Below are 25,107 nucleotides of genomic sequence, written 5' to 3'. Positions count from 1 at the left end.
TCACCGTGCCGCGCACCCGGAGACGGTCAGTTGAACACAGAGCGGGACAGCGAGGACGATCGGGTCGCGGCCCTCAGGGCGCTCGGGATCCTGGGCACGGCGCCCGAGCCGCATTTCGACGCCGTCTGCCGCACCGCCCGCAACCTGTTCAAGGTGCGCAGCGCCCTGGTGGCCTTCATCGACGACACCGACCTGTGGCCCAAGACCCCCTGCATCGACGTGCCGGGGGCGATCCCGCGCGCCGGCAGCCTCTGCGACCACACGATCCGCGGCGACGGCCTCCTGGTCGTGCCCGACACCCGGGCCGATCCGCGCTTCCGCGACCTCCCGGGGGTCGCCGCCCCGGACGGCTTCCGCTTCTACGCGGGCCTGCCCCTGAGCCTGCGGCCCGGCCTGCGGATCGGCACCTTCTGCCTGATCGATCCGGAGCCCCGCGACGGCTTCTCCGACGACGAGGCGGCGGCCCTGCGCGACCTCGCCGAGATCGTCCTCGCCCATCTGCGGCTCACCGAGGCCAATGCCCGCCGCGGCCACGAGATCGCGCAGGCGGCGATCCGCGAGGCCGTGATCCGCGAGCAGCACCGCGAGATCAACGCCCGGGCCCGCGCCCAGGAGGCGGCGAATCATCAGCTCACCATGGCCGAGCAGCTCGCCAGCATCGGCAACTGGCGGGTCGAGCTGGCCGAGGGCCAGCCGGTCTGGTCGGCCAGCCTCTACGAGATCGCCGGCCGCGATCCCGGGACGCCGCCGCCGCGCCTCGACGTGTTCGCGCAGGTCTACCATCCCGAGGACCGGGATCGGCTCGCGGCGATCGTGGCCGACGCCATCGCGCGCCGGACGCGCTTCGACTTCGAGGCGCGGCTGCTGCGCCCCGATGGCGGGATCCGCGACGTGGTCGTGCGCGGGGAGTACCGGGGGGACGGCGCCGCCGCCGGCCTGGTCGGCGTGCTCATCGACGTGACCGAGCGGCGCCGCGCCGAGGACGAGGTCCGCCGCAGCGAATCGCGCTACCGCGGCCTGGCCGAGACGCTGCCGCTCCTGGTCTGGACCATGCGGGTCGGCGACGGGCAGGCGACCTACGTCAACGCGCAGTTCCAGGCCTATTACGGGCCGATCGGGCCGGAGCGGGCCGAACGCCTCGCCCGCAACCATCCCGAGGATGCCGCCGCCATGGAGGCGGCCTGGAACCGGGCGCTCGCCAGCGGCGCGGGCTATGGCGGCCAGTGGCGGATCCGGCGCCATGACGGCGTCTACCGCTGGCACAAGCTCTCGCTGATCCCGATCCGCCTCGATCCCACCGATGGCGCCGTGGCGGAGTGGCTCGGCACCGCCCTCGACGTGGACGACATCGTCACGGCGCGGCTCGCCGTCGAGGAGGCGCGCGGCCTCCTGGGGATCGCCCTGGACGCCGCGGAGGCCGGCACCTGGGAGTGGGACATGCGCACCGGGCTCGCCACCCTGAGCCCCGAGAGCGCGCGCATGCACGGGCTCCCGGAGATCGGCGCGCCGCACGTGCTGCCCGCCGCGGAATGGACCGCGCTCCTGCATGCGGAGGATGTCGGCGACGTCTGGAACGAGGTCCGGCGGGCGGTGGAGACCACCACGCCCTACGCCGCCGAGTTCCGGGTGGGCCGGCGCTGGCTCTATGCGCGCGGGCGGACGCTGTTCGGGCCCGAGGGGCTGCCGCAGCGCATGGTCGGCCTCCACCTCGACATCACCGAGCGCAAGGCGGCCGAGGCCGCGCTGCGGGCGGCCACCCGGGACGCGGAGGCGGCCCGCGCGGAGGCGGAACGGGCGAGTGCGGCCAAGAGCGAGTTCCTGGCCGCCATGAGCCACGAGATCCGCACGCCGCTCAACGGCATCCTGGGCTATGCCGACCTGCTCCTCGACGAGGGGACGATCCGGAACGAGGACCGGCGCCGCCTGGAGCTGATCCAGAGTTCCGGCGCGGCCCTGCTCACCGTCGTCAACGACATCCTCGACTTCTCGAAGATCGAGGCCGGCGAGCTGTCCCTCGATCCGGTCGCCTTCCCGCTGATCTCCACCGTCGACGCCGCGGTCTCGATCGTGCGCGGCAGCGCGATCCGGAGCGGCCTCGCGATCGAGGCCCGGATCGATCCGGGCCTGCCCGACAGCGTGATCGGCGATCCGGGCCGCCTGCGGCAGGTGCTCCTCAACCTGCTGAACAACGCCGTGAAATTCACGCCGGCGGGCTCCGTCACCGTGACCGTGGAGCGGGAGGGCGCGGGCCCGGCCCCCGACGGCAGCTCCGGCGACGTCATCCGCTTCGCCGTGACCGATACCGGGATCGGCATCTCGCCGGACCGGCAGGATCGCCTGTTCAAGCGCTTCAGCCAGGTCGACGGCTCGATCAGCCGGCGCTTCGGCGGCACCGGCCTCGGACTGGCCATCTCCCGCCACCTCGTGACGCTGATGGGCGGCGAGATCGGCGTCGAGAGCCGCGAGGGCGCGGGGTCGACCTTCTGGTTCCGGCTCACCCTGCCGCGGGCGGCCGCGGCGGCCCACGCCCCGAGCGCGCGGGCCGAGACCGGCGCGGCGGCTCTCCGGCCAGCGGACTCTGCGCCGGCGGACTCGGCGCCGGCGGGCTCGGCGACGCCCCTGCGACTCCTGCTGGTCGAGGATGTGCCGCTCAATCAGGAACTCGCCTGCGCGGTCCTCGAATCGCAGGGCTACGCGGTGGACGTGGCGGGGGACGGAGCCGAGGCGATCACGGCGGTCGCCGCGGCGGTCGCGGCCGGGCGCGCCTACGACCTCGTGCTCATGGACGTCCAGATGCCCCGGGTCGACGGGCTCACGGCGACCCGGCGGATCCGCGCCCTCGCGCCCCCCGCCTGCGACATCCCGATCGTGGCCATGACCGCCAACGTCCTGCCGACCCAGATCGAGGACCTGCGCGGGGCCGGGATGGACGATTACGTCGGCAAGCCGTTCCGCCGGGCCGACCTCTTCGCCACGATCAGCCGCTGGACGGCGCCGGGGGCGCGCCGTGCGGCGCGGCCGGAGGAGCCGCGGCGCAGCGCGCCGGTGGATTCCGCCGTCCTCGACGCCGCGGTTCTGTCGGAGATGGAGGCGAGCTTCGGGACGGACCGGGTCGGTGCGCTGCTGGATCTCCTGGCCAACGAGCTGTCCGAGCGGTTCCGGCCGAGCGAGACCGACCGGCTCCAGATCGCCCACGACGCGCATGCCCTGGTGGCGGCGGCGGGGCTCCTGGGCTTCGTCGGCCTGTCGAGCCTGTGCCGGGAGGTCGAGGCCGCCGCCCATGCGGGGGCCGACCTGATGCCGCTGATCCGCCGCCTGGAGGTGCAGCGCGCGACGGCCCTGCGGGCGATCCGGCAGCTGCGCGCCGCGTGAGGCGGTGACCGGATCTTCGGGCGATGGAAGTCAATCGCGTCGATGTAACCGACGATATCGAACTGTTGAAGTCTCGTCAGGTGCCAATACGGCACTGAACGAGAGGATACTGAAATGCGCATTCCGTTCAGCGTGATTGCCGCCGTCCTTGCCTCGGCAATGGTCGTGGCTCCTGCCTACGCCGCCGAGTCGATGAGCAAGGACGCGATGCACAAGGATCCGATGAGCAAGGACGCGATGCACAAGGATTCGATGGGCAACGACGCCATGCATAAGGATTCGATGAAGAAGGATGCCATGGGACAGGGAACCATGGGCAAGGATGACACGAGCAAGGACACGATGAAGAAGTAGAAGCGACCCGGAATAAGGACGGGCGGCCGTTTTCGGCTTCCGAGCCCGTTCGGGCCGAGCCGAGGGGGCGCTTCCCCTTTCGGCTGCGGCGCCGTTTTATCGTCGCGATGCGCATCCCGCCGACGTACCCCTCAGGGTGTGGTCCTGCGCACGCCCGCCCCGATCACGTTTCGACCGTGGCCGGAGGCGCAAATCAAGCGGGCTCCGGATCCTCCTCCGGCAGCGGATCACCGGTCCAGGTCGTGGCGAAGGCCGCCAGTTCCCGGGCGTTGCCGAAGGCCATCACGCTCACGCTGCGCTCGGTCGGCTCGGCCCCCGGATAGGGGGCGAGCCGGACCGTCACCCGGGCCAGACGGCCGCCCGGGGCGTTCTGCCCGATCCAGGCCTGCGCATCCGCGGTCAGGCGCTCCGGCCCGTCCAGGGCCCGGGAATCGCCCCGCAGCACGACCACGTAGGTGCCGAGACTGGGATCGGCCCCCTGAACCGCCTTGACGATGTCGATCACGGGTGTTCCGCGAAGTCGTTGATCTGCACCTGGGCCTGGGCCGGGGTGAAGTTCGGGATGTCGGCGAAGATCTCCTCGCCGTGGGCCGCCACGGCCTTCTGGAAGGCCTCGACCGATTCGAAGGTGAGCAGGGCCATGACCTGGACCGGGGCGGTGCCCCCGTCCGGCGTACCGGCGCCCTTGACCACTTTCGCGTCGTGGAGACCCAGGGAGGACCAGCGCTGCCGCACGAGCGGCATATGGTGGCCGAGGTAGTAGCCCATGTCGAAGCTCGGGCCGGCGGGGTACATCACGCTCACCAGAATCATGGCCGTCGTCTCTCCTGTCGGGAAATTGGGAACGGGTCAGTGCAGCTTCACCCGCGGCTCGGTGCGCCGGGTGAGGGCGCGGGCCAGGGTGTCGAGCACCGTCTTGGCGGTGCCGTGCAGCGCCCGCTCATGCATCTTGTAGAGGGAGCGGTACATCATCCGGGCGAAGAGGCCGGCGATCAGCATGTTCTTGCCGCGCACGAAGCCCATCAGGCTGCCGACCGTCGAGTACTCGCCGAGCGACACCAGCGAGCCGAAATCCTTGTAGCGGAACGGCTTCAGCGGCCTGCCGTCGATCTTGGCCTGGATCTGGCCGACGAGGTGGCTCGCCTGCTGGTGCGCGGCCTGGGCGCGGGGGGGCACCGGCGTGTCCGAACCGGCCTCGACCAGGTAGGCGCAGTCGCCCAGCGCGAAGATGTCGGCGTCCCGGGTCGTCTGCAAAGTCGGGGTGACCACGAGCTGGTTGGTCCGCGTGGTCTCCAGGCCGCCGATGCCCTGGAGGAACGGCGGCGCCTTCACCCCCGCGGCCCAGACCACCAGCTCCGAGGGGATGAAGGTGCCGTCGGCGAGCTGCACGCCGTCCGTCCGCACCTCCGTCACCCGGGCCTTCACGCGCACCTCGACGCCGATCTTGTCGAGGAGCTGCATCACCTCGGTCGAGAGCCGCTGCGGCACCGCCGGCAGGATCCGCTCGGCCGCCTCCACCAGGGTGATGCGGATGTCCTTGCCCGGATCGATCCGGTCGAGCCCCGTCGAGACCACGTGGCGCAGGGTCCGGTGCAACTCCGCGGCGAGCTCGGTTCCGGTGGCGCCCGCGCCGATCACCACGACGTGGAGCTGTCCGGCCCGGACCGGGCCGGCCTGGGTGTGGGCCCGCAGGGACGCGTTCACGAGGCGCTGATGGAAGCGTACCGCCTGATCCTGGGTGTCCAGGGCGATGGCGTGGTCGGCGACGCCCGGGGTGCCGAAATCATTGGTGGTCGAGCCGACCGCCATCACGAGCGTGTCGTAGGGCACCGCCCGTTCGGGCGTGACTTCGCGGCCCTCCGAATCGTGGCTGGCCGCCAGCTGGACCGTGCGTGTCTGCCGGTCGAGCCCGGTCATGCGGCCGATCCGGTAGCGGAACCCGTGCATGTGGGCGTGATGCAGGTAATCCACCGCGTGGTGGCCCACGTCGAGGCTGCCGGCCGCCACCTCGTGGAGCAGGGGCTTCCAGATATGCGTGCGGGCACGGTCCACCAGCGTGATGTGGGCGCGCTTGCCCCGCCCGAGCTTGTCGCCGAGCTTCGTCACCAGCTGGAGCCCGGCGGCGCCGCCACCGACCACGACGACGCGATGCAGACCGGACTCGTTCTCGACCGATGCCATAGCCACTCTTCAATGCTCCCGTACCGGGATTAGAACGCCGCCCTGCTTACACGGGTCGGGTGTCCGATTGCCACATCTGCCCGCCAACAGCATTGCAAGAGCACGCTGACGAGCACGCCTCGCCGGAGTTCCCGGCATCGGGACCGGATCACGCGCCCGGAGCGCCCGGCTGGCGCAGGGGATGCGCCTCGGCCACGGCCGGCAGGGCGAGGCATTCCGCGGCGATCCGCCCGACCGTCGGATAGGCCGCGGTGTCCACACCGAAGATGCCGGTGCCGACCCAGAGGCTGACGAGGCACAGATCGGCGTGGCTGACCGCGTCGCCCTGGCAGAACCGGCCGGTTCCGGGCTCCCGGGTCAGCCGCGCTTCGAGGGTCTTCAGGCCGGTCTCGAAGGCGTTGCGCAGGAAGTCGAGCATCCGCTCCCGGGGCAGATCGTAATGCTCCATCAGGAAGGTGCGCACCCGCGGCACGTAGAGCGGGTGCGTGTCGCAGGCCACGACCTGCGCCAGGGAGCGCGCCCGCGCCCGCGCCCGGGGCTCCTCCGGCAGCAGGCGCACGCCCCCCTGCGTCTCCTCCAGATAGTCGAGGATCGCCAGGGACTGGGTGAGCGGCGGCCCGTCGCCGTCGAACAGGGCCGGCACCGCCCCCTGCGGGTTGATCGCCCGGAATTCCGGCTTGTGCTGGTCGCCCGCGTCGAGGTCGATGAAGGTCTCCTCGTAGGGGATGCCCTTCAGCTTGAGGGCGATTCGCACCCGGAAGGCGGCGGCCGAGCGCCAGTTGCCGTACATGTGCATGGACTGGATTCCGAATTGCGATGTGTTCGACACTTACGTGCGCGAGGACACCGTACTTCGTTGTCCGCGGCAAGTCGCGACGGCCGGCGCGGTTGGCCATGGCCCCGCCCGGGTGGGCGCCGCTACGAGCCGGACGGCCGCTGCCCGCCCGATGACGCTTTCGAGGCGCGGGACGAAGCACCGGCCTTGCCCTTGCGGCGATCGAAAAAAGCGCCCCGCTTGGGTTTCTTGAACCGGATGGTCGACAGGTCGCTCGCGGGGGCGTTGCCGGATCCCGGCGACGCGCGCCGAACTTCGTCGTACAAGGGTATCGTCGATCGGGCGGTGTCGCGGTCGGCGACACACCATCGCGCCGCCGCCGCGGCACAGATCTCGACCGTGTGCAGCACCGCAATCGGCTTCGGCTTGTTGAACGCCAGAGCAATCTCCGGCGATGCGACGACGATCATGTCCACGTTCTGCGCCTCGAATTCGGACATGATCTGATTGTAGGTTTCGATTTCGAGCACCGTGCTCTCGCCGTTGTAGATTCGATTGCAGATCGAATAATCGATGTTCACCCATAGGCTCTGACTGGGCAGCACCACATCCACGCCGTCGGCGCCCGCGATCAGGTCGCGGTAATAGGCGCTGCTCATCGTCACCGAGGTTCCGATGAAACCGATCCGCTCCAGGGGCCAGCGTCGGAGCTCGTCGGCCAACGCGTCTCGAATCTGGATCACCGGCACGGCAAGATGAATCGGGTCCTGCTCGAGGGCGCAGTGAATGGTATCGCTGGCGATCATCAGGCCATCGATGCCTTCGAGAAGAAGGTTCGCGGTGGCCTCCTCGATCTGACGGGCGATCGTTGGCGGCCCCTCCGCCGAAAGGAGGCGGATGATCGTGTCCGGATCGAGACTCCACGTCACGAGGTCCGCGGCAGCGCGGTTGCCCGTCAGTTTCAGCACCTCGCGATTGAGCATCTGGTGACATCGGATCGTCGAAGACCGGCTCAGCCCGCCTAGGACGCCCAACCTCCTCACGGTGACGGTCATCGTGCGCTCCCCCCTGTTCGGCGTCATGTCGAATGGTCTGGCGTCCGAAGCGAAATCCGCTCGGATGCGCGGGTACATGTGCGGTGCATCGACGACCGGTGCGTGTCGGGTCCCGGGCGAAGCGTGACGTGCGGGTCGCGGAAGCGGTGTCGGACGCGAATGAGACCGAGGCCCGCGCTTGGAATGCTGTCGCCCCAAGCTCGACAGCTCCAATAGCGCGACGGCGATCCGGCCTCGATTCGCGCGCAGAACCTCGGTCGTGTCGGTGTTGAAAAGCCGGGAGGCGGTCTCGGCTCCGGTATTGACGCGCGAACGACGGCCGATCGGCACTGTCGGTGGCGATCCGCAGCGCACGGAGACGCTGCGGCATGCGCATGATGGCCGCGCGCCAGGGAATTTCAAACCCTTCATTTCTGTTTGTGTCTCAGGATTTAATATAATTCCGTCACTATTTTGCTCCCGTTGGCATGACCCTTGAACACAGTGCGCGCGTGCGATGCAGTCCCGGCGCGGTCCGGGACGATCCGAGCACGATGTTCGACGAGTCTTTCTTGATCAATGCATGCAATCACATTTTTGTGATCGCATGATTGTGGTCGACACTGGAAAAATAGTTTCAGTCCGAAAATGATATCCCGGCGTTGCCATGCGCCTGGTTCGGGATGCCGGTGCCCATCCCGGAGCCGCCCGCATCGACGGACCCGAATCCGAGGCGGCAGGTCAGGGGGGCGACAACGGGGGGCCTGCGGCCCATATCGGACCGCGTCCCGGAGAGTCCTCACGATGGCCGATCAGACCGACACACGCCGCTTCATCCCCCTGGCGATCACGGTGCTCACCGTGTCGGACACCCGCCGCCCGGAGGACGACCGCTCCGGCGACACGCTGGTCCAGCGTCTCACGGAGGCCGGCCACCGGCTCGCGGGCCGGGCCATCGTGCCGGACGAGATCCCGGCGATCCGCGGGCAGGTGGAGGCGTGGCTGCGCGACCCGGGGGTCGACGTGGTGATCACCACCGGCGGCACCGGCTTCACCGGCCGCGACGTCACCCCGGAGGCGCTGGAGCCGCTGTTCGAGAAGCGCATGGACGGTTTCTCGGCGGTGTTCCACCGGATCTCCTACGACAAGATCGGCACCTCGACCCTGCAGTCCCGCGCCACCGCGGGGGTCGCGCGGGCGACCTACGTGTTCGTGCTGCCGGGCTCGCCGGGCGCCTGCCGGGACGCCTGGGACGGGATCCTGGCCCAGCAGCTCGACTACCGGCACCGGCCCTGCAATTTCGTGGAGATCATGCCGCGGCTCGACGAGCACCTGCGGCGGGGGGCGAGTCTTTCGGTGTGAGGAGGCGTTGCGCCGCCGCTTCCCCCGCGGCGGCCGACGGCTTCACACATCGCCTCCTGCGCTCATGGCGTGATCACGGCGACGGTCGAAACCTGTGTCGTCCGTAGCCCTTGCGGGGTGGGGAGATAGCCCCGCGTCTCAAAAGCCTGCTGCCGAGCGTGATGCGTAGACCCGCGAGCCCCGCAGAGGAGGGAGGGAATCCGCGTCCTGCTTCGCGAACCGATGCCTCCGCGATCGGGAGCCGTCCGGCCGACCTCCGGTCCTGAAGGCGCCTACGCGGCATTCCCCTCCTTGCGGCGCAGGACCGAGTGTTTGCGGCCGTAGAAGAAGTAGACGACGAGCCCGATCGCCATCCAGATCACCAGCCGCAGCCACGTGTCGAGCGGCAGCCCGATCATCAGCAGCAGGCAGAACAGGATGCCCAGGATCGGCACCACCGGCACGGCGGGGACCCGGAACGGGCGCTTCATGGCCCGGTCGGTCCGCCGCAGGTAGATCACCGAGCCGCAGACCAGGATGAAGGCGGCCAGCGTGCCGATGCTCACCATCTCGCCCAGGATGTCGATCGGCACCAGAGCCGCCACCAGGGCGACCGCGACCCCGATGAGCGCCTGGCTGCGGTAGGGCGTCTGGTAGGTCGGGTGGACGTGCGAGAAGGTCTTCGGCAGCAGGCCGTCCTGGGCCATGGTGAAGAAGATCCGGCTCTGGCCGTAGAGCAGCACCAGGATCACCGTGGTCAGGCCGGTGAGCGCCCCGAGCTTGATCAGGATCGAGAACCAGCCGATGCCGATCGCGTCGACGCCCTTGGCGATCGGGTCGGGGACGTTCAGGTCCTTGTAGGGCACGAGGCCGGTGAGCACGGCGGCCACCAGCACGTACAGGATCGTGCAGATCGCGAGCGAGCCCAGGATGCCGATGGGCATGTCCTTCTGGGGCTTCTTCGCCTCCTGGGCGGCGGTGGAAACCGCGTCGAAGCCGATGAAGGCGAAGAACACCACGCCCGCCCCGCGCAGGATGCCGCTGTAGCCGAACTGCCCGAAGGACCCCTCGTTCGGCGGGATCAGCGGGCTCCAATGCGCCGTGTCGACATGGCCCCAGCCCAGCGCGATGAAGGCCACCACCACGGTGAGCTTCACCGCCACCATGATGTTGTTGAGGCGGGCCGATTCCTTCGTGCCGCGCATCAGCAGGAGCGTGATCAGCGCCACGATCACCACGGCCGGCAGGTTGAACAGGGCGGTGCCGCCGCCCTCGATCGCGGTGCCCGGCGCGTGGGCGAGTTGGGGCGGGATCACGAGGCCCGCGTCCTTCAGGATGCTGGTGACGTAGCCCGACCAGCCCACCGCCACCGTGGCGGCACCCATGGCGTATTCCAGGATCAGGTCCCAGCCGATCAGCCAGGCGAAGAACTCGCCCAGCGTCGCGTAGGTGTAGGTGTAGCTCGACCCGGCGACCGGGATCAGCGCCGCCATCTCGGAGTAGCACAGGCCGACGAAGGTGCAGGCGATGCCGCCGAGCACGAAGGACAGCATGATCCCCGGCCCGGCATAATGCGCCGCGGCGGTGCCGGTCAGGACGAAGATGCCGGCGCCGATGATCGCCCCGATGCCCATGGCGGTGATCGAGAGGGCGCCCAGCGTCTTCGAGAGCTGCTGTTCGCCTTCGCCGCTCTCGATAATGGAATCGACGGATTTCCGCCCCATCAGGCCCGACGCATCCATCGCAGCATCCCCTTCACGGCGCAGCCGGGCAGGCCTCCCGCCAGATCCATCAGTTCAGCAAGTTTTCTGCCATCGCGCCAGGCGTTTCACGGACATTCGACGCTAAAGGACAAAGCGAATGTCGTATAATGGCGATCAGGCCCGGTCGATACGCGCGATCAGCGGGCGGACCTTGAGCCGCTGCGCGAAAACCGGGCCGTTCCGCAACGCCTCGCGCCGGACGACGTCGCCGGCCCTGGCCTGCCGGGCACCGGCCAGGGTCTCGAACCGGCCGACGAGGCGGCCGCGCCAGCCGGCGGCCGGGCGGTGCAGGCGACCGAGGCCGATCTCCGGCCGGGCGGTGCCGACGAAACGGTCGAGGGTGCGGATCCAGCCCTCGGCCGGGACGTCCCCGGCCTCCAGGCACAGGATCCAGTCCCGGCGGGCCGCGGCGGCGCCCGCCGTGTAGGGGCTGCCGGCCGGGTGGAGGATCAGGGTCGCGCCGGTCGCCTCGGCGACGGCCGCCACCGCGTCGCTCGCCTGCCCCGCCACGATCACGGCGTCGCCGACCAGGCCGCCGGCCACGCCGGCCACCAGGACGCTGAGCGTGTCGGCGAGGCGATCGATCGCGTCCGGATCGGACGGGTTGGCCAGATAGGTCACCGCGGAGAGCATCAGCGCGCGCATAACCGATTTTGCGCTGCCGTAAACCGTTGACCCGCCGCCTCGAAGTCCCGAAGCGACCGAGAGACGCGCACAAGCCACGTTTGCCTTAAAAACAGGCGCTGAAACGCTCGGTGTTCACGGTATGTTTCACGTGAAACAGGGGGTTCATCATGGCGGCACCAGCGGACGCGTCCAAGTTCGGCCCCGACCGGCGACTCGACGCCAGCACGCCGCCAGAGGGCCGGCGGCGCGGACGCGGGGCGACGGCCAATCCCGCCAGCCGCTTCGAGGCGGCCCGGCGCGAGGCGTTTCGAGAGGAGGATGGGGCGGCGGCCTGGGAGGCCGACGATCCAGCACCCCTGCGCACGGAGGTCACGCCCGAGCGCTCGGCCCGGATCATCGCCCGCAACACATCGCCCGACATCCCGTTCGACCGGTCGATCAACCCGTATCGCGGCTGCGAGCACGGCTGCATCTACTGCTACGCCCGCCCGACCCATGCCTATCTCGGCCTGTCGCCGGGGCTCGATTTCGAGTCGCGGATCTTCGCCAAGCCGGAGGCCGCCCGGCTCCTCGTCCGGGAACTCGCGGCGCCGGGGTATCGTCCGGACACGATCGCCCTCGGCACGGCCACCGATCCCTATCAGCCGGTGGAGCGGGATCACCGCATCACCCGGGCGGTGCTGGAGGTCCTCCATGACGCGCGCCATCCCGTCGCCATCACCACCAAATCCGACCTCGTGCTGCGCGACCTCGACCTCCTGGCCGAGATGGCCGCGCAGGATCTCGTCCTGGTCGCACTCTCGCTGCCGACCCTGGATCCGGCCCTCGCCCGCCGCCTCGATCCCCGGGCCCCCCGGCCCGACAAGCGTCTCGCCGCGATGGCGCGCCTGAGCGCAGCGGGGGTGCCCGTGATGGTCAATGTCTCGCCGATCATCCCGGGCCTCACCGACCACGAGATCGAGGCGATCCTCGCCCGCGCCCGAGCGCACGGCGCGAGCCGCATCGGCCATGCCCTGCTGCGGCTCCCGGGCGAAGTCGCCGACCTGATGGCCGACTGGTTCGTCGAGCATTACCCGGAGCGGAAGGACCGCGCCTTCGCGCTGCTGCGCCAGGCCCGGGGCGGCCGTGAGAACGATTCCCGCTTCGGGCACCGCTTCCGCGGGGAGGGGGCCTATGCCGAGATGATCGGCGCGCGGGTCCGGCTCGCCGGCACCCGGCTCGGCTTCGCCTTCGGGCGGATGCCGCTGAACCGGGCGGCGTTCCGCAAGCCGGGGGCACAGCTGGCGCTGTTCTGAGGCGTCACCCGAAACCCCGGGTGAAGCTCAGCCGGTGGTGCGGGCTCCGGCCCAGGGCAGTCAGGCCGGCCCGGTGGACGGCGGTGCCGTAGCCGACGTTGCGCTCCCAGCCGTAACCGGGATGGCGCGCGGCCAGGCGCCGCATTAGCGCATCGCGAAAAACCTTGGCGACGATCGACGCGGCGGCGATCTGCGGCACCAGCCGGTCGCCGCCCACGACCGCCCGGCCGGGCCAGTCGGGCAGCGCGTCCCGTCCATCAACCAGGACCGGCGCCGGGATCCCGAGGCGGGCGACCGCGCGCGCCATGGCGTCGAGGGTCGCGGCGCGGATGTTGATGCGGTCGATCAGCGCCCGAGACCCCGCCGCGACGGCGACGCGGGCCTGGGCGCGGATCAGCGGCGCCAGCCGGTCCCGCTCGGGCTCGGGCAGGCGCTTGCTGTCGTCGAGGGCTGCGAGCAGCGCCGGCGGGAGCGCCGCCGGATCGAACCAGACCGCCGCCGCCACGACGGGGCCGCACAGCGCCCCGCGCCCGACCTCGTCGCAGCCGATCGCCGCGGGATAGGCGGCGGCATGCGCCGGATCGAACGGCCGCGCCGGGGCGCGGGGCACGCCCCGGGCGGTCGGCCTGCTGACGGGGGGCGTATCGATGGGGGGCATGGCCCCCTCCTGCCACTGCGCGCGGGCGCCGTCACCCGTCAGGCCGCGTCCCGGGTCCGCCGCTCGCCGCCATGGGCCTCGATGATATTGCCGAAGAACTGGGACGCGCTGACGTCCCAGCCCCGGCGCAGGGCCTCGGCGCGGCACTCGGCCCGGGACAGGTCGAGGGCGGCGCGCGCGGCGGCCCCCAGGTCTTGGTCCAGGACCCCCACCCGGGTGCCGCCGATCACGTCGTTCGGGCCCGGCACCGGGAAGGCCGCCACCGGCAGGCCGCAGGCCAGGGCCTCCAGGAGCACGATCCCGAACGTGTCGGTGAGGCTCGGGAACACGAACACGTCGCAGGCCGCGTAGACGGCCGAGAGCGCGGCGCCGGTGCGGGTGCCCAGGAACCGCGCGCCGGGCGCCAGCCCCTGGAGCCGTCCCCGGTCCGGCCCGTCCCCGACCACGATCTTGGTGCCGGGCAGGTCGAGATTCAGGAAGGCCGCGATGTTCTTCTCCACCGCCAGCCGGCCGACATACAGGAACAGCGGCCGCTCCAGGCCGGCGAGTTCGGCCGGCGGCGTCGCGCCGGGGGCGGCGGGGCGGAACCGCTCGGTATCGACGCCGCGGGTCCAGCGCATCAGCCGGGTGAAGCCCCGGTCGGCCAATTCGCCCTGGAGCGAGGCGGTGCTGACCATCGTGCCGCGGGCGGCCCCATGAAACCAGCGCAGATAGGCGTAGGACCACGCTTCCGGTACGGGCAGACGGGCGGCGAGGTATTCCGGAAAGCGCGTGTGGTAGCTCGTGGTGAAGGGCAGACCGTTGGCCAGGCAATGCCGCCGCACCGCGTAGCCCACGGGGCCCTCGGTGGCGATGTGGACATGGGTCGGCTGCTCCCCCCGCCAGTGCGCCGCCACCCGCTCCCGCCCGGCATGGGCGAGGCGGATCTCCGGATAGCCGGGCAGGGGCAGCGAGGGGAAATCCGCCGCCGACAGCAACGCCGTGGCGAACCCGTGCTCGGGGGCGCGGCGCACCATCTGCTCCAGGGAGCGCACCACGCCGTTGACCTGCGGATGCCAGGCGTCGCTGGCGATCAGGAGCTTCACGGTGGGCGCCCTCACGCCACCGCGCGCCGGCCGGGAACCGCCTGCGGCACGGTCTCCGCCTCACGCGCGCGCAGCAGGCTCGGATAGTGCAGCACCTCGATGCGGCCGTCGTAATGCTCCACCAGCCCGGTGCAGGATTCCACCCAGTCGCCGGTGTTGAGGTAGCGCAGGTCTCCGATCGGCCGGTCGGCCGCATGGTGGATATGGCCGCAGATCACCCCGTCGGCCCCCTGCCGCCGCGCCTCCTCGGCCAGGATCGTCTCGAACCGGCCGATGAAGCTCACCGCGTTCTTCACCCGCAGCTTCGCCCAGGCCGAGAGCGACCAGTAGGACAGGCCGACGCGGCGCCGCACCCGGTTGATCAGCGTGTTGAGGGTCAGGGCCAGCGTGTAGGCCCCGTCCCCGAGATGGGCGAGCCAGGGCGAGTGGCGGACCACCATGTCGAACTGGTCGCCGTGGATCACGAGGTAGCGCTTCCCGTCGGCCGCCTCGTGGATCGCCGTCTCCGCGAGCTCGATCCCGCCGAAATTCGTCCCGACATAGTCGCGCAGGAACTCGTCGTGGTTGCCCGGCAGGTAGACGATGCGCGTGCCCTTGCGGACCTTGCGAAGAAGCTTCTGCACGACGTCGTTGTGTTCCTGAGGCCAGTACCAGCCGGAACGCAGCTGCCAGCCGTCCACGATATCGCCCACGAGGTAGATCGTGTCGGCGTCGTAATCCTTCAGGAACGACAGCAGCAGCCCGGCCTGGCAGCCGCGCGTGCCGAGATGCAGATCGGACAGGAACAGAGTCCGGACCCGGACCGGCATCTCCTCAACCTCGGCCACGGCAATCCTCTCCCGGGGGCTGAACGATGCCGGAATCCTGACCGGGATCACGTCTCAGTTTGATGACGCGCCGGGCCGGGCGCCCCGGGTGTTCTGGTGCGGTGCGGCAAAGCTTCTCAACCGCAGATCGGCATCGCTGCGGCGCACAAAAAATTTTTTTGCCAAGTTCCGGAAGTTTTTCCGGTTTTCCTTTCGAGCGTCACCGCCTCATAATGCCAAATAACCGGCGGCTCGGCGCGAGCCACGCCGGGCATGACAGGAAGGCGGCGAGGACGGCCCTGGGGCCGTCGGACGGGACGGCATTTCGGAGGCGACCGGCACGCGGGGGCGTGTCGCGACGCAAGCGGCGTGAGGCCGCCTGCCGCTCCGCTGCGCCCCCCGATCTACGGCGGAGATGGCGTTCGGGCATGCGCGGCGGGAGCCGCGTCCGCCGGCGCCGGACCGACTCCCGAGGACGCTCGAACCACCCGGCGCGGGCCCGTGCCCGCGCGCAACGAATTTTTCGGAGGAAACATCATGGCCGCAACCCGGCGCCCCGGTCGCAACCACCTCTTCATCCCGGGTCCGACCAACATCCCGGACCGCGTGCTGCGCGCCATGCACGTGCCGTCAGAGGATCACCGCTCGCCGAGCTTCCCCGAGCTAGTGAAGCCGCTTCTCCAGGATTCCAAGATCGTGTTCGGCTCGACCGCCGGGACCATCATCCTGTTCCCGTCCTCGGGCACCGGCATCTGGGAATCGGCCCTGTCCAACACCCTGTGCCGCGGCGACAAGGTGCTGACCTCGCGCTACGGCCAATTCAGCCACCTCTGGGTCGACATGGCCCAGCGCCTCGGCCTCGACGTGGTCGTCCAAGAGGAGGAGTGGGGCACCGGCGCCGATCCGCAGAAGATCGAGGAGGCGCTCCGGGCCGACAAGGATCACGCCATCAAGGCCGTGATGGTCGTCCACAACGAGACCGCCACGGGCGTCACCAGCGACATCGCTGCAGTCCGCAAGGCGATCGACGCCGCCGGACACCCGGCGCTGCTGTTCGTGGACGGCATCTCGTCGATCGGCTCGCTGCCGTTCAAGATGGACGAGTGGAAGGTCGACTGCGCCATCGCGGGCTCGCAGAAGGGCTTCATGCTGCCGGCCGGCCTCGGCCTGATCTGCATCAGCCCCAAGGCGCTGAAGATCGCCGAGGGCGGCACCGGCCGCAACGACCGGCTCGGCCATGCCTACTTCGCCTGGAAGGACCAGCTCGCCGCCAACGCCACGGGCTACTTCCCCTACACCCCCGTCCTGCCGCTGCTCTACGGCCTGCGCGAGGCCCTGGCGATCGTGAAGGAGGAGGGGCTGGAGAACATCTACCACCGCCATCACGTGCTCGCCGAGGCGACCCGCCAGGCGGTGGCGGCCTGGGGCCTGAAGCCCTGCGCCAAGGAGCCCAAGTGGAACTCCGATACGGTCACGGCGATCGTGGTGCCTGAGGGCGCCGACGCCGCCAAGGTGATCACCCACGCCTATGACCGCTACAACCTCTCGCTGGGTGCCGGCCTGTCGAAAGTCGCCGGCAAGGTGTTCCGCATCGGCCACCTTGGCGACCTGAACGAGCTGTCGCTGCTCGGCGCCATCGCGGGCGCCGAGATGGCGATGCTCGATTGCGGCATCACGGTCACGCCGGGCTCCGGCGTCGCCGCCGCGTCCAGCTACCTGCGCGAGAATCCGCTGCATAAGGCGTAAGCCGCGCACGCGATCGGGGCGGGACCGGGTTGCCGGGCCCGCCCCGACGCGCAAGTAAGAACAAGACTATCGAGGAAACCGCCCGTCGTCCGAGAGGGGTCCTATGACCAAGAAGATCGTGTTCCTGGACCGTGAATCCCTCGATGCCAGGGTCCGACCGTTCGACTTCCCGCACGAATACGTCGAGCATGACTCGACCTGGACGCCGGAGGACACGGTATCCCGCCTCCAGGGCGCCGAGATCGCGCTGATCAACAAGGTCCCGATGCGGGCCGAGACGCTGAAGCAGCTCCCCGACCTGAAGCTGATCGCGGTCGCCGCCACCGGCACCGACGTGGTCGACAAGGCCCAGGCGAAGGCTCAAGGGGTCACGGTCGTCAACATCCGCAACTACGCGTTCAACACCGTGCCGGAGCACGTGGTCGGGCTGATGTTCGCCCTGCGCCGGGCGATCGTGCCCTACGCCAACTCGGTGCGGCGGGGCGACTGGGCCAAGTCCAAGCAGTTCTGCTACTTCGACTACCCGATCTACGACATCGCCGGCTCGACGCTGGGGATCGTCGGCTACGGGGCGCTCGGCAAGTCGATCGGCAAGCGCGCCGAGGCGCTGGGCATGAAGGTGCTGGCCTACGACGTGTTCCCGCAGGACGGGCTCGTCGATTTCGAGACGATCCTCACCCAGTCCGACGTGATCACGCTGCACGTGCCGCTGACCCCCGACACCAAGGGGCTGATCGGCGCCGCCGAGCTCAAGCGGATGAAGAAGAACGCCATCCTGATCAACACGGCCCGCGGCGGGCTGGTGGACGAGGCGGCGCTTCTGGCCGCGCTCAAGGACGGCACCATCGCGGGGGCGGGCTTCGACGTGGTGGCGCAGGAGCCGCCCAAGGACGGCAACATCCTGTGCGAGGCCGACCTGCCGAACCTGATCGTCACGCCACACGTCGCCTGGGCCAGCAAGGAGGCGATGCAGATCCTCGCCGACCAGCTCGTCGACAACGTCGAGGCGTTCGTGGCGGGCAAGCCGCAGAACGTGGTCGAGTAAGGCGGGGGTTCTCCCTCCCCCGCAAAGGGGGGAGGGAGGGGCGCGGATTCCGCCCCGAACGCCAATCATCATCGGAAAGACACCACGACGGCGCCCCACAGGCGCGACGGAAAGGTCCGAGACGAAATGACAAAAAAACTGCTGTTCCTGTTCGACACCGATGCGGTCCCGAACGTGTTCGACACGGTGGTCGGCTATGACGGCGGCGCCGACCACATCGCCGGCTACGGCGGCGTGACCCCCGACAATGTCGGCGCGCTGGTCGACGGCACGATCTACACCCGGGGCGGTTCCGAGAAGAAGTCGACAGCGATCTTCGTCGGCGGCGGCAGCATGGCGGCGGGCGAGGAGCTGTTCAAAGCGGTCAAGAAGCGCTTCTTCGGCCCGTTCCGGGTCTCGGTGATGCTCGATTCCAACGGCTCGAACACCACGGCCGCCGCCGGCGTGGCGCTGGTCGCCAAGGCCGCGGGCTCGCTGCAGGGCAAGAAGGCGGTCGTGCTGGCGGGCACTGGCCCGGTGGGCATGCGCTCGGCGGCGCTGCTCGCCGGCGAGGGCGCCGAGGTGACGATCGCGGGCCGGTCGCTGGACAAGACTCAGGCCGCCGCCGATCAGATCAACACCCGCTTCAAGGTCAACGTGAAGGCCGCCGCGACCCCCGACGAGGCCTCCCGCGTCGCGCTGGTGAAGGGCACCAACCTCGTGTTCACGGCCGGCGCCATCGGCGTCGAGCTGCTGCCGGAGGCGGCTTGGGCACAGGACCCGTCGATCGAGTTCGTGGCCGACTACAACGCTCAGCCCCCGACCGGCATCGGCGGCATCGAGGTGATGGACAAGGGCAAGGACCGCAACGGCAAGAAGGCCTTCGGCGCCCTCGGCATCGGCGGCCTGAAGCTCAAGCTGCACCGGGCCTGCGTGGGCCAGCTCTTCGAGAGCACCGAGCAGGTGCTCGATGCCGAGGAGATTTATGCGCTCGCCAAGTCGATGGCCTGAGGAGGCGCTGGTGACCGAGACGCATCGCCCCGAGACCGACAGCATCGAAACGTTCCTGGCGGAGCTCGCGAGCGCCGCCCCGACCCCCGGCGGCGGCGGTGCGGCGGCGATCTCCGGCGCCATGGGGGCGGCCCTGGTGTCGATGGTCTGCAACCTCACCATCGGCAAGAAGAAGTACGTCGAGGTCGAGGCCGAGCTGAAGGACGTTCTGGCCCGATCCGAGGGCCTGCGGGTCGTTCTCACCGGCATGATCGGCGAGGACGTCCAGGCCTTCGATGCCGTCATGGGCGCCTACGGCCTGCCGAAGGCCACCGACGACGAGAAGGCGGCGCGCGCCGAGAAGATTCAGGCGGCGCTCAAGACCGCCTGCGACGTGCCGCTCGCCTGCTGCCGGGCCTGCCGGGCGGTGATCGACCTCGCGGCGATCACCGCCGAGAAGGGCAATCTCAACGTTGTGTCGGATGCCGGCGTGGCGGTGCTCTCGGCCTATGCGGGCCTCCGCAGCGCGGCGCTGAACGTCTACGTCAACGCCAAGGGGCTGGACGACCGCGACTTCGCCGACGAGCGGTTGACGGAGCTTGAGGAGTTGCTCTCGGCGGCTGGCGCACTCAGCGAGAAAGTGTACGGCGTGGTGAAGGCCAAGGTGAACTGACAGCGCCGCGCTTGCCCTCCCCCGCAGAGGGGGGAGGGCAGGGCGCGTGCCGAAGGGCCAGCGCCCAATCGGCGGCGCATGCGCCCAAATCACGGACTCAACAGTCGAGGCCGGGTGCATCACGCCCCGGCCTCGTTGTTTTTCTGTATGCCGCAACGCAGCATCGATGCGGATCTGTGTTGCGTTTGCGAAAAAGCCCTCGTGAAGCGGCATCTCAAAAAATTTGACGGGCGTAATCCTTCCACTCAACTAAAGTAGAGCGCATCAACGGCGGCAACGAACCGCGGAGGAGGCGCCGAATGGACGTTCACGAGTATCAGGCCAAGGAGCTGCTCGCGAGCTTCGGCGTGGCCGTCCCGAAGGGCGCCATCGCGTTCAGCCCGGACCAGGCGGTCTACGCCGCCACCGAGCTGGGCGGCTCGTTCTGGGCCGTGAAGGCGCAGATCCACGCCGGCGCCCGCGGCAAGGCCGGCGGGATCAAGCTGTGCCGGACCTACAACGAGGTCCGCGACGCCGCCAAGGACCTCCTTGGCAAGCGCCTCGTCACGCACCAGACCGGCCCCGAGGGCAAGCCGGTGCAGCGAGTCTACGTCGAGACCGCGGACCCGTTCGAGCGCGAACTCTACCTCGGCTACGTGCTGGACCGGAAGGCCGAGCGCGTGCGGGTCATCGCCAGCCAGCGCGGCGGCATGGATATCGAGGAGATCGCCGCCAACGAGCCGGATTCGCTCATCCAGGTCGTGGTCGAGCCGGCGGTCGGCCTACAACAGTTCCAGGCGCGGGAGATCGCCTTCCAGCTCGGGCTCAACATCAAGCAGGTCTCGGCCGCGGTGAAGACCATCATGAACGCCTACCGGGCGTTCCGCGACTGCGACGGCACCATGCTGGAGATCAACCCGCTCGTCGTCACCAAGGACGACCGGGTGCTGGCCCTCGACGCCAAGATGAGCTTCGACGACAACGCCCTGTTCCGCCGGCCCGGCATCGCCGACATGCACGACCCCTCGCAGGGCGACCCGCGCGAGGCCCAGGCCGCCGAGCACAACCTCAGCTACATTGGCCTCGAGGGCGAGATCGGCTGCATCGTCAACGGCGCCGGTCTGGCCATGGCCACCATGGACATGATCAAGCACGCGGGCGGTGAGCCAGCAAACTTCCTGGATGTCGGCGGCGGCGCCTCGCCTGAGCGGGTCGCCACGGCTTTCCGGCTGGTCCTGTCGGACCGCAACGTGAAGGCGATCCTCGTCAACATCTTCGCCGGCATCAACCGCTGCGACTGGGTCGCCGAGGGCGTCATCCAGGCGGCCCGGGAGGTGAAGATCGACGTGCCGCTCGTGGTGCGGCTCGCCGGCACGAACGTGGAAGCCGGCAAGAAGATCCTGGCCGAGAGCGGCCTCGACCTGATCACCGCCGACACGCTGTCGGAGGCGGCCCGCAAGGCGGTCGACGCCTGCGCGGCCGCCAAGACCAAGCATTGAGGGGAGACCGCGCCATGAGCATCCTCATCGACGAGACCACCCCGATCATCGTCCAGGGCATCACCGGCGACAAGGGCACCTTCCACGCCAAGGAGATGCTGGATTACGGCACGAACGTCGTCGGCGGCGTCACCCCGGGCAAGGGCGGGCGCAGCCATCTCGGCCTGCCGGTGTTCAACACCGTCAAGGAGGCGGTGGCGGCGACCGGCGCCACGACCTCGATCACCTTCGTGGCGCCGCCGTTCGCGGCCGACGCCATCATGGAGGCGGCCGATGCCGGCCTTCGGCTGGTCTGCTCGATCACCGACGGCATCCCGGCCCAGGACATGATGCGGGTGAAGCGCTACCTGATGCGCTACCCGCGCGACCGACGCACCCTGGTGGTGGGCCCGAACTGCGCCGGCATCATCTCCCCCGGCAAGGCGATGCTCGGCATCATGCCCGGCCACATCTACCTCCCCGGCAATGTCGGGGTGATCTCCCGGTCGGGCACGCTCGGCTACGAGGCGGCCGCGCAGCTGAAGGAACTGGGGCTCGGGATCTCGACCTCGGTGGGCATCGGCGGCGATCCGATCAACGGCTCGTCGTTCCTCGACCACCTCGCCCTGTTCGAGACCGATCCGGATACCGACGCGGTGCTGATGATCGGCGAGATCGGCGGCCCGCAGGAGGCCGAGGCCTCGGCCTGGATCCGCGAGAACATGTCGAAGCCGGTGATCGGGTTCGTGGCGGGGCTGACGGCGCCGAAGGGCCGCCGCATGGGCCATGCCGGGGCGATCATCTCGGCGGCCGGCGACAGCGCCGCCGAGAAGGCCGAGATCATGCGCTCGTACGGTCTGACGGTGGCGCCGGATCCGGGCAGCTTCGGCCAGACCGTGGCCGACGTGCTGGCCCGGGCGGCTTAGTGGCCCCTCAACCCTCCCCCCTCTGCGGGGGAGGGTGCCCCGCGATGCGGGGCGGGAGGGGGGCAGCGCGACGGAGCGGGCTTCGGCTCCCGTCGCGACTTTTTTCGGAAATGGCGCTCCCCTCTCCCGACCCCCGCTGACGCGGGGGCCACCCTCCCCCGCAGAGGGGGGAGGGAGCGCGTCGCGCTTCGTCCCGAAAGTACCGTGCGCCACGAGGTGGCCCCATGACCCGTACCCTTCACGCGACCCCCGGCCACGTCGATGCCACGGCCTTCGCGCCGCCGGTGATCACCGGCACCTCGTCGGAGCAGGCCCTGGACATCCTGTTCCAGGCGCTGCTCGACGTCGCCCGCCGGCACGATCCCGATCTGGAGGCGGTGCTGCACGGCACCGCCGACATCTCGCGGTTCTCGCCGCAGATGCTGGCACGCGCCCTCCAGGTGCAGGGGATCTGGTTCCAGCTGATCTCCATCGCCGAGCAGAACGCCGCGATGCGCCGCCGCCGCCACGTGGAGCGCACGGAGGGGCGGGCCGCGCTCGGCGGCTCCTTCGCCAAGGTCTTTTCGGATGCCCGCAAGCAGGGGGTGCCGCCCGAAAAGATCCAGGCGCTGCTGAGCGACCTGCGCATCCGCCCGACGCTGACCGCCCACCCCACCGAGGGCAAGCGGGTGACGGTGCTGGAGAAATTCCGGCGCATCTACCTCGTGCTGCGCGAGCTGGAGATGCCGCGCTGGACCGACCGCGAGCGCAACGGGCTCATGAACGAGCTCCGCGACCAGATCGAGCTGGTCTGGATGACCGGTGAACTGCACCTGGAGAAGGCCACGGTCGAGCGGGAGGTCGCCTGGGGGCTGCACTTCTTCGACGAGACCCTGTTCGAGATGCTGCCCGAGACCCTGGAGACCCTGGAGGAGGCGCTCGCCGAGACCTATCCGGGCACGGACTTCACGGTGCCGCCGTTCTTCCAGTTCGGCTCGTGGATCGGCGGCGACCGGGACGGCAACCCCTACGTCACCGCCGCCGTCACCCGGCAGACCCTGCACCGCAACGCGCTGGCCTCGCTCACCCGCTACCGTGACGGCGTGCGCGAGCTGGGGCGGACCCTGTCGCTCACCGAGCGCACCCTGCCGCTGCCCGAGGGCTTTCGCGCGGAACTCGACCGGCAGCTCGCCGAGAGCGGGCAGGCCCGGGCGATCACCCGGCGCAACCCCGGCGAGCCGTATCGCCAGTATCTCTCCTGCGTCCTGCGCAAGATCGAGGCGACCATCGCCCGCAACGAGGGCGAGCACCCGTCCGGCCCCGATTACGCCAGCGCCGACGGGTTGATCGAGGATCTGCGCGTCCTGGAGCGCGGGCTGGCGGAGGCCAAATGCACGGCGCTGGCCCGCGACCTCGTCCGCCCGGTCCGGCGCATGGTGGAGATCTTCCGCTTCTCCACGGTCCGGCTCGACCTGCGCGAGAACACCACCCGGACCACCGACACGCTCCACGCCCTCTGGCGGCAGCGCAACGGCGACGGCGAGCCCCCGGCCCTCGGCACCGCCGCCTGGCGGCAATGGCTCGACACGGAACTGGCCAGGCCGCGCGATCCCGAGCGCTCCTTCGAGGATCTGCCGGACGCCGCCCGGGAGACGCTGGCCACCTTCGCCCTCGTCGCCGAGATGCGCGAGGCCCTCGACCGCGAGGCGTTCGGCGCCTTCGTGCTGTCGATGACCCGCTCGGTGGAGGACGTGCTCGGCGCCTATCTGCTGGCCAAGGAGGCGGGGGTGTTCCTCGATGCCGCCGGCACCGAGATCTGCCCGCTGCCGATCGTGCCCCTGTTCGAGACCATCGACGACCTGCGCGCCGGCCCGGCGATCATGCGGGCGCTGCTCGGCACGCCGGTGGTGCGCCGCTCCACCCGCTGGCAGGGCGGCGTGCAGGAGGTGATGATCGGCTATTCCGATTCCAACAAGGACGGCGGCTTCGTCGCCGCCAATTGGGAGCTGTACAAGGCGCAGAGCAAGCTGACCCGGCTCGGCCAGGAACTCGGCGTCGGCATCGCCTTCTTCCACGGGCGCGGCGGCTCGGTGAGCCGGGGCGGCGTGCCGACCCACCGGGGCATCATGGCCCAGCCCCCGGGCTCGATCCGCGGCCGGTTCCGCACCACCGAGCAGGGCGAGGTCGTCTCGTTCAAATACGCCAACCGCGGCACCGCCGCCTACCAGATGGAATTGCTCGCCGCCTCGGTGTTCGAGCACGCCCTGGCCGGCGACGGCGAGCGGGCGGGGGCCGGCCACGACGACGCCCTGGAGGCGCTGGCCGGGGCCTCCCGGGCGGCCTATGTTCAGCTGCTCCAGACCGACGGCCTCGTCGACTACTTCCAGGCGGCGAGCCCGCTGGACGAGATCGCGCTCCTGAATATCGGCTCGCGCCCGGCCCGCCGGTTCGGCGCCCGGTCGCTCTCGGATCTGCGGGCGATCCCCTGGGTGTTCGCGTGGTCGCAGAACCGGCACGTGATCACCGGCTGGTACGGGGTCGGCTCGGGGCTGGCGAGCTTCCTCGACGTGCGTGGCCGGGAGGGCGAGGCGACCCTGAAGCGCCTGTTCCAGGAGTCGCGGGTGCTTCGCCTCGTCCTCGACGAGGTCGAGAAGACGCTGATGATGGTCGATCTCGACATCGCCCGGGCCTATGCGGGCCTCGTCGAGGATCCGTCGATCCGCGACCGGATTTTTTCCGCCATCGAGGCCGAGTACGCCCTGACCCGGGAGATGGTCCTGCGGGTGAGCGGCGGATCGGAGCTGGCCGAGCGCTTCCCGCTGTTCCGGGATCGGCTCAAGGGGCGGCTCCCGACCATCAACCAGGTCGGCCGCGAGCAGGTCGAACTGCTCGCCCGCTACCGCGCCGAGACCGACGAGGACCGGCGCGAGGCGGTGAAATCGGCCCTGCTGCTGTCGATCAACTGCATCGCGGTCGGCTTCGGGTCGACCGGATGAGGCGTTGCGCGATTTTCCCTCCCCC

General features: G+C 70.0%; 21 protein-coding genes. 11 read left to right on the top strand and 10 right to left on the bottom strand.

Annotated features, from left to right (window positions below; translation table 11 throughout):
- Positions 1-30 precede the first annotated feature (30 nt).
- Both MKK69_RS10780 and MKK69_RS10775 read left to right on the top strand, forming a co-directional pair.
- On the top strand, positions 31-3,372 hold the full coding sequence (locus tag MKK69_RS10780) for a GAF domain-containing hybrid sensor histidine kinase/response regulator (RefSeq protein ID WP_243967807.1): 3,342 nt from the start codon (positions 31-33) through the stop codon (positions 3,370-3,372).
- A gap of 114 nt (positions 3,373-3,486) precedes the next feature.
- Positions 3,487-3,726, top strand: coding sequence for a pentapeptide MXKDX repeat protein (locus MKK69_RS10775; RefSeq protein WP_243967806.1), 240 nt, complete (start codon positions 3,487-3,489; stop codon positions 3,724-3,726).
- 193 nt (positions 3,727-3,919) lie between these two features.
- On the opposite strand, the gene MKK69_RS10770 is transcribed toward MKK69_RS10775, so the two are convergent.
- The 5 genes from MKK69_RS10770 to MKK69_RS10750 all read right to left on the bottom strand — a co-directional run bounded on the left by MKK69_RS10770 (position 3,920) and on the right by MKK69_RS10750 (position 7,737).
- On the bottom strand, positions 3,920-4,231 hold the full coding sequence (locus tag MKK69_RS10770; RefSeq protein ID WP_243967805.1) for a hypothetical protein: 312 nt from the start codon (positions 4,229-4,231) through the stop codon (positions 3,920-3,922).
- A complete protein-coding gene (locus tag MKK69_RS10765; RefSeq protein WP_243967804.1) occupies positions 4,228-4,539 on the bottom strand; it encodes an EthD family reductase in 312 nt (103 codons plus the stop codon). The genes MKK69_RS10770 and MKK69_RS10765 overlap by 4 nt, the downstream gene beginning before the upstream one ends.
- A 36-nt stretch (positions 4,540-4,575) precedes the next feature.
- The gene (locus MKK69_RS10760; RefSeq protein ID WP_243967818.1) at positions 4,576-5,907 is read right to left on the bottom strand and encodes an NAD(P)/FAD-dependent oxidoreductase; all 1,332 of its coding nucleotides are present in this window, start codon (positions 5,905-5,907) and stop codon (positions 4,576-4,578) included.
- Between the two features lie 148 nt (positions 5,908-6,055).
- On the bottom strand, positions 6,056-6,703 hold the full coding sequence (gene maiA / locus MKK69_RS10755) for a maleylacetoacetate isomerase (RefSeq protein WP_243967803.1): 648 nt from the start codon (positions 6,701-6,703) through the stop codon (positions 6,056-6,058).
- A 122-nt stretch (positions 6,704-6,825) separates the two neighbouring features.
- Positions 6,826-7,737, bottom strand: coding sequence for an aspartate/glutamate racemase family protein (locus MKK69_RS10750; protein WP_243967802.1), 912 nt, complete (start codon positions 7,735-7,737; stop codon positions 6,826-6,828).
- A gap of 783 nt (positions 7,738-8,520) precedes the next feature.
- Between MKK69_RS10750 and moaB the strand changes: the two genes are divergently transcribed.
- Positions 8,521-9,078 carry a molybdenum cofactor biosynthesis protein B gene (gene moaB, locus MKK69_RS10745; RefSeq protein WP_243967800.1) on the top strand — a complete coding sequence of 186 codons (558 nt, stop codon included), beginning with the start codon at positions 8,521-8,523 and terminating at the stop codon, positions 9,076-9,078.
- 272 nt (positions 9,079-9,350) lie between these two features.
- Here the strand turns inward: moaB and MKK69_RS10740 are convergent, their stop codons facing one another.
- Positions 9,351-10,799, bottom strand: a complete 1,449-nt coding sequence (locus MKK69_RS10740) for an amino acid permease (RefSeq protein ID WP_243967798.1) — start codon at positions 10,797-10,799, stop codon at positions 9,351-9,353.
- Between the two features lie 135 nt (positions 10,800-10,934).
- Positions 10,935-11,465, bottom strand: a complete 531-nt coding sequence (locus tag MKK69_RS10735) for a hypothetical protein (RefSeq protein ID WP_243967797.1) — start codon at positions 11,463-11,465, stop codon at positions 10,935-10,937.
- Positions 11,466-11,614: 149 nt separating this feature from the next.
- Here MKK69_RS10735 and MKK69_RS10730 point away from each other — a divergent pair, with 149 nt between their 5' ends.
- Positions 11,615-12,742 carry a PA0069 family radical SAM protein gene (locus MKK69_RS10730; protein ID WP_243967795.1) on the top strand — a complete coding sequence of 376 codons (1,128 nt, stop codon included), beginning with the start codon at positions 11,615-11,617 and terminating at the stop codon, positions 12,740-12,742.
- Positions 12,743-12,746: 4 nt separating this feature from the next.
- Here the strand turns inward: MKK69_RS10730 and MKK69_RS10725 are convergent, their stop codons facing one another.
- From MKK69_RS10725 to MKK69_RS10715, 3 genes are read right to left on the bottom strand one after another with little or no spacing between them, the layout of a single operon-like run.
- On the bottom strand, positions 12,747-13,400 hold the full coding sequence (locus MKK69_RS10725; RefSeq protein ID WP_243967793.1) for a ribonuclease HII: 654 nt from the start codon (positions 13,398-13,400) through the stop codon (positions 12,747-12,749).
- A 38-nt stretch (positions 13,401-13,438) separates the two neighbouring features.
- Positions 13,439-14,485: a glycosyltransferase family 4 protein gene (locus MKK69_RS10720; protein ID WP_243967817.1), complete on the bottom strand. Its 1,047-nt coding sequence runs from the start codon at positions 14,483-14,485 to the stop codon at positions 13,439-13,441.
- Between the two features lie 11 nt (positions 14,486-14,496).
- A complete protein-coding gene (locus MKK69_RS10715; protein ID WP_243967792.1) occupies positions 14,497-15,312 on the bottom strand; it encodes a UDP-2,3-diacylglucosamine diphosphatase in 816 nt (271 codons plus the stop codon).
- A gap of 516 nt (positions 15,313-15,828) precedes the next feature.
- Between MKK69_RS10715 and MKK69_RS10710 the strand changes: the two genes are divergently transcribed.
- The 7 genes from MKK69_RS10710 to MKK69_RS10680 all read left to right on the top strand — a co-directional run bounded on the left by MKK69_RS10710 (position 15,829) and on the right by MKK69_RS10680 (position 25,082).
- Positions 15,829-17,037 (top strand): aminotransferase class V-fold PLP-dependent enzyme, encoded by a 1,209-nt coding sequence (locus MKK69_RS10710; RefSeq protein ID WP_243967791.1) that lies wholly within the window; start codon positions 15,829-15,831, stop codon positions 17,035-17,037.
- A gap of 103 nt (positions 17,038-17,140) precedes the next feature.
- On the top strand, positions 17,141-18,082 hold the full coding sequence (locus MKK69_RS10705) for a D-2-hydroxyacid dehydrogenase (protein WP_243967790.1): 942 nt from the start codon (positions 17,141-17,143) through the stop codon (positions 18,080-18,082).
- Between the two features lie 126 nt (positions 18,083-18,208).
- Positions 18,209-19,072, top strand: coding sequence for an NADP-dependent methylenetetrahydromethanopterin/methylenetetrahydrofolate dehydrogenase (locus MKK69_RS10700; RefSeq protein WP_243967789.1), 864 nt, complete (start codon positions 18,209-18,211; stop codon positions 19,070-19,072).
- A 10-nt stretch (positions 19,073-19,082) separates the two neighbouring features.
- Positions 19,083-19,724: a methenyltetrahydrofolate cyclohydrolase gene (gene fchA, locus MKK69_RS10695; RefSeq protein WP_243967788.1), complete on the top strand. Its 642-nt coding sequence runs from the start codon at positions 19,083-19,085 to the stop codon at positions 19,722-19,724.
- 299 nt (positions 19,725-20,023) lie between these two features.
- Positions 20,024-21,202 (top strand): malate--CoA ligase subunit beta, encoded by a 1,179-nt coding sequence (locus tag MKK69_RS10690; protein ID WP_243967787.1) that lies wholly within the window; start codon positions 20,024-20,026, stop codon positions 21,200-21,202.
- A gap of 14 nt (positions 21,203-21,216) precedes the next feature.
- The gene (gene sucD / locus MKK69_RS10685) at positions 21,217-22,107 is read left to right on the top strand and encodes a succinate--CoA ligase subunit alpha (RefSeq protein ID WP_243967786.1); all 891 of its coding nucleotides are present in this window, start codon (positions 21,217-21,219) and stop codon (positions 22,105-22,107) included.
- A gap of 224 nt (positions 22,108-22,331) precedes the next feature.
- Positions 22,332-25,082: a phosphoenolpyruvate carboxylase gene (locus tag MKK69_RS10680; protein ID WP_243967784.1), complete on the top strand. Its 2,751-nt coding sequence runs from the start codon at positions 22,332-22,334 to the stop codon at positions 25,080-25,082.
- The last annotated feature ends 25 nt before the right edge of the window (positions 25,083-25,107 follow it).

Origin of the sequence: Methylobacterium sp. J-026, from assembly GCF_022829585.1 — a bacterium.
Taxonomy (GTDB): domain Bacteria; phylum Pseudomonadota; class Alphaproteobacteria; order Rhizobiales; family Beijerinckiaceae; genus Methylobacterium.
Note: the sequence above shows the minus strand (reverse complement) of the source record. Positions and strands in the feature narration are given on the sequence as shown.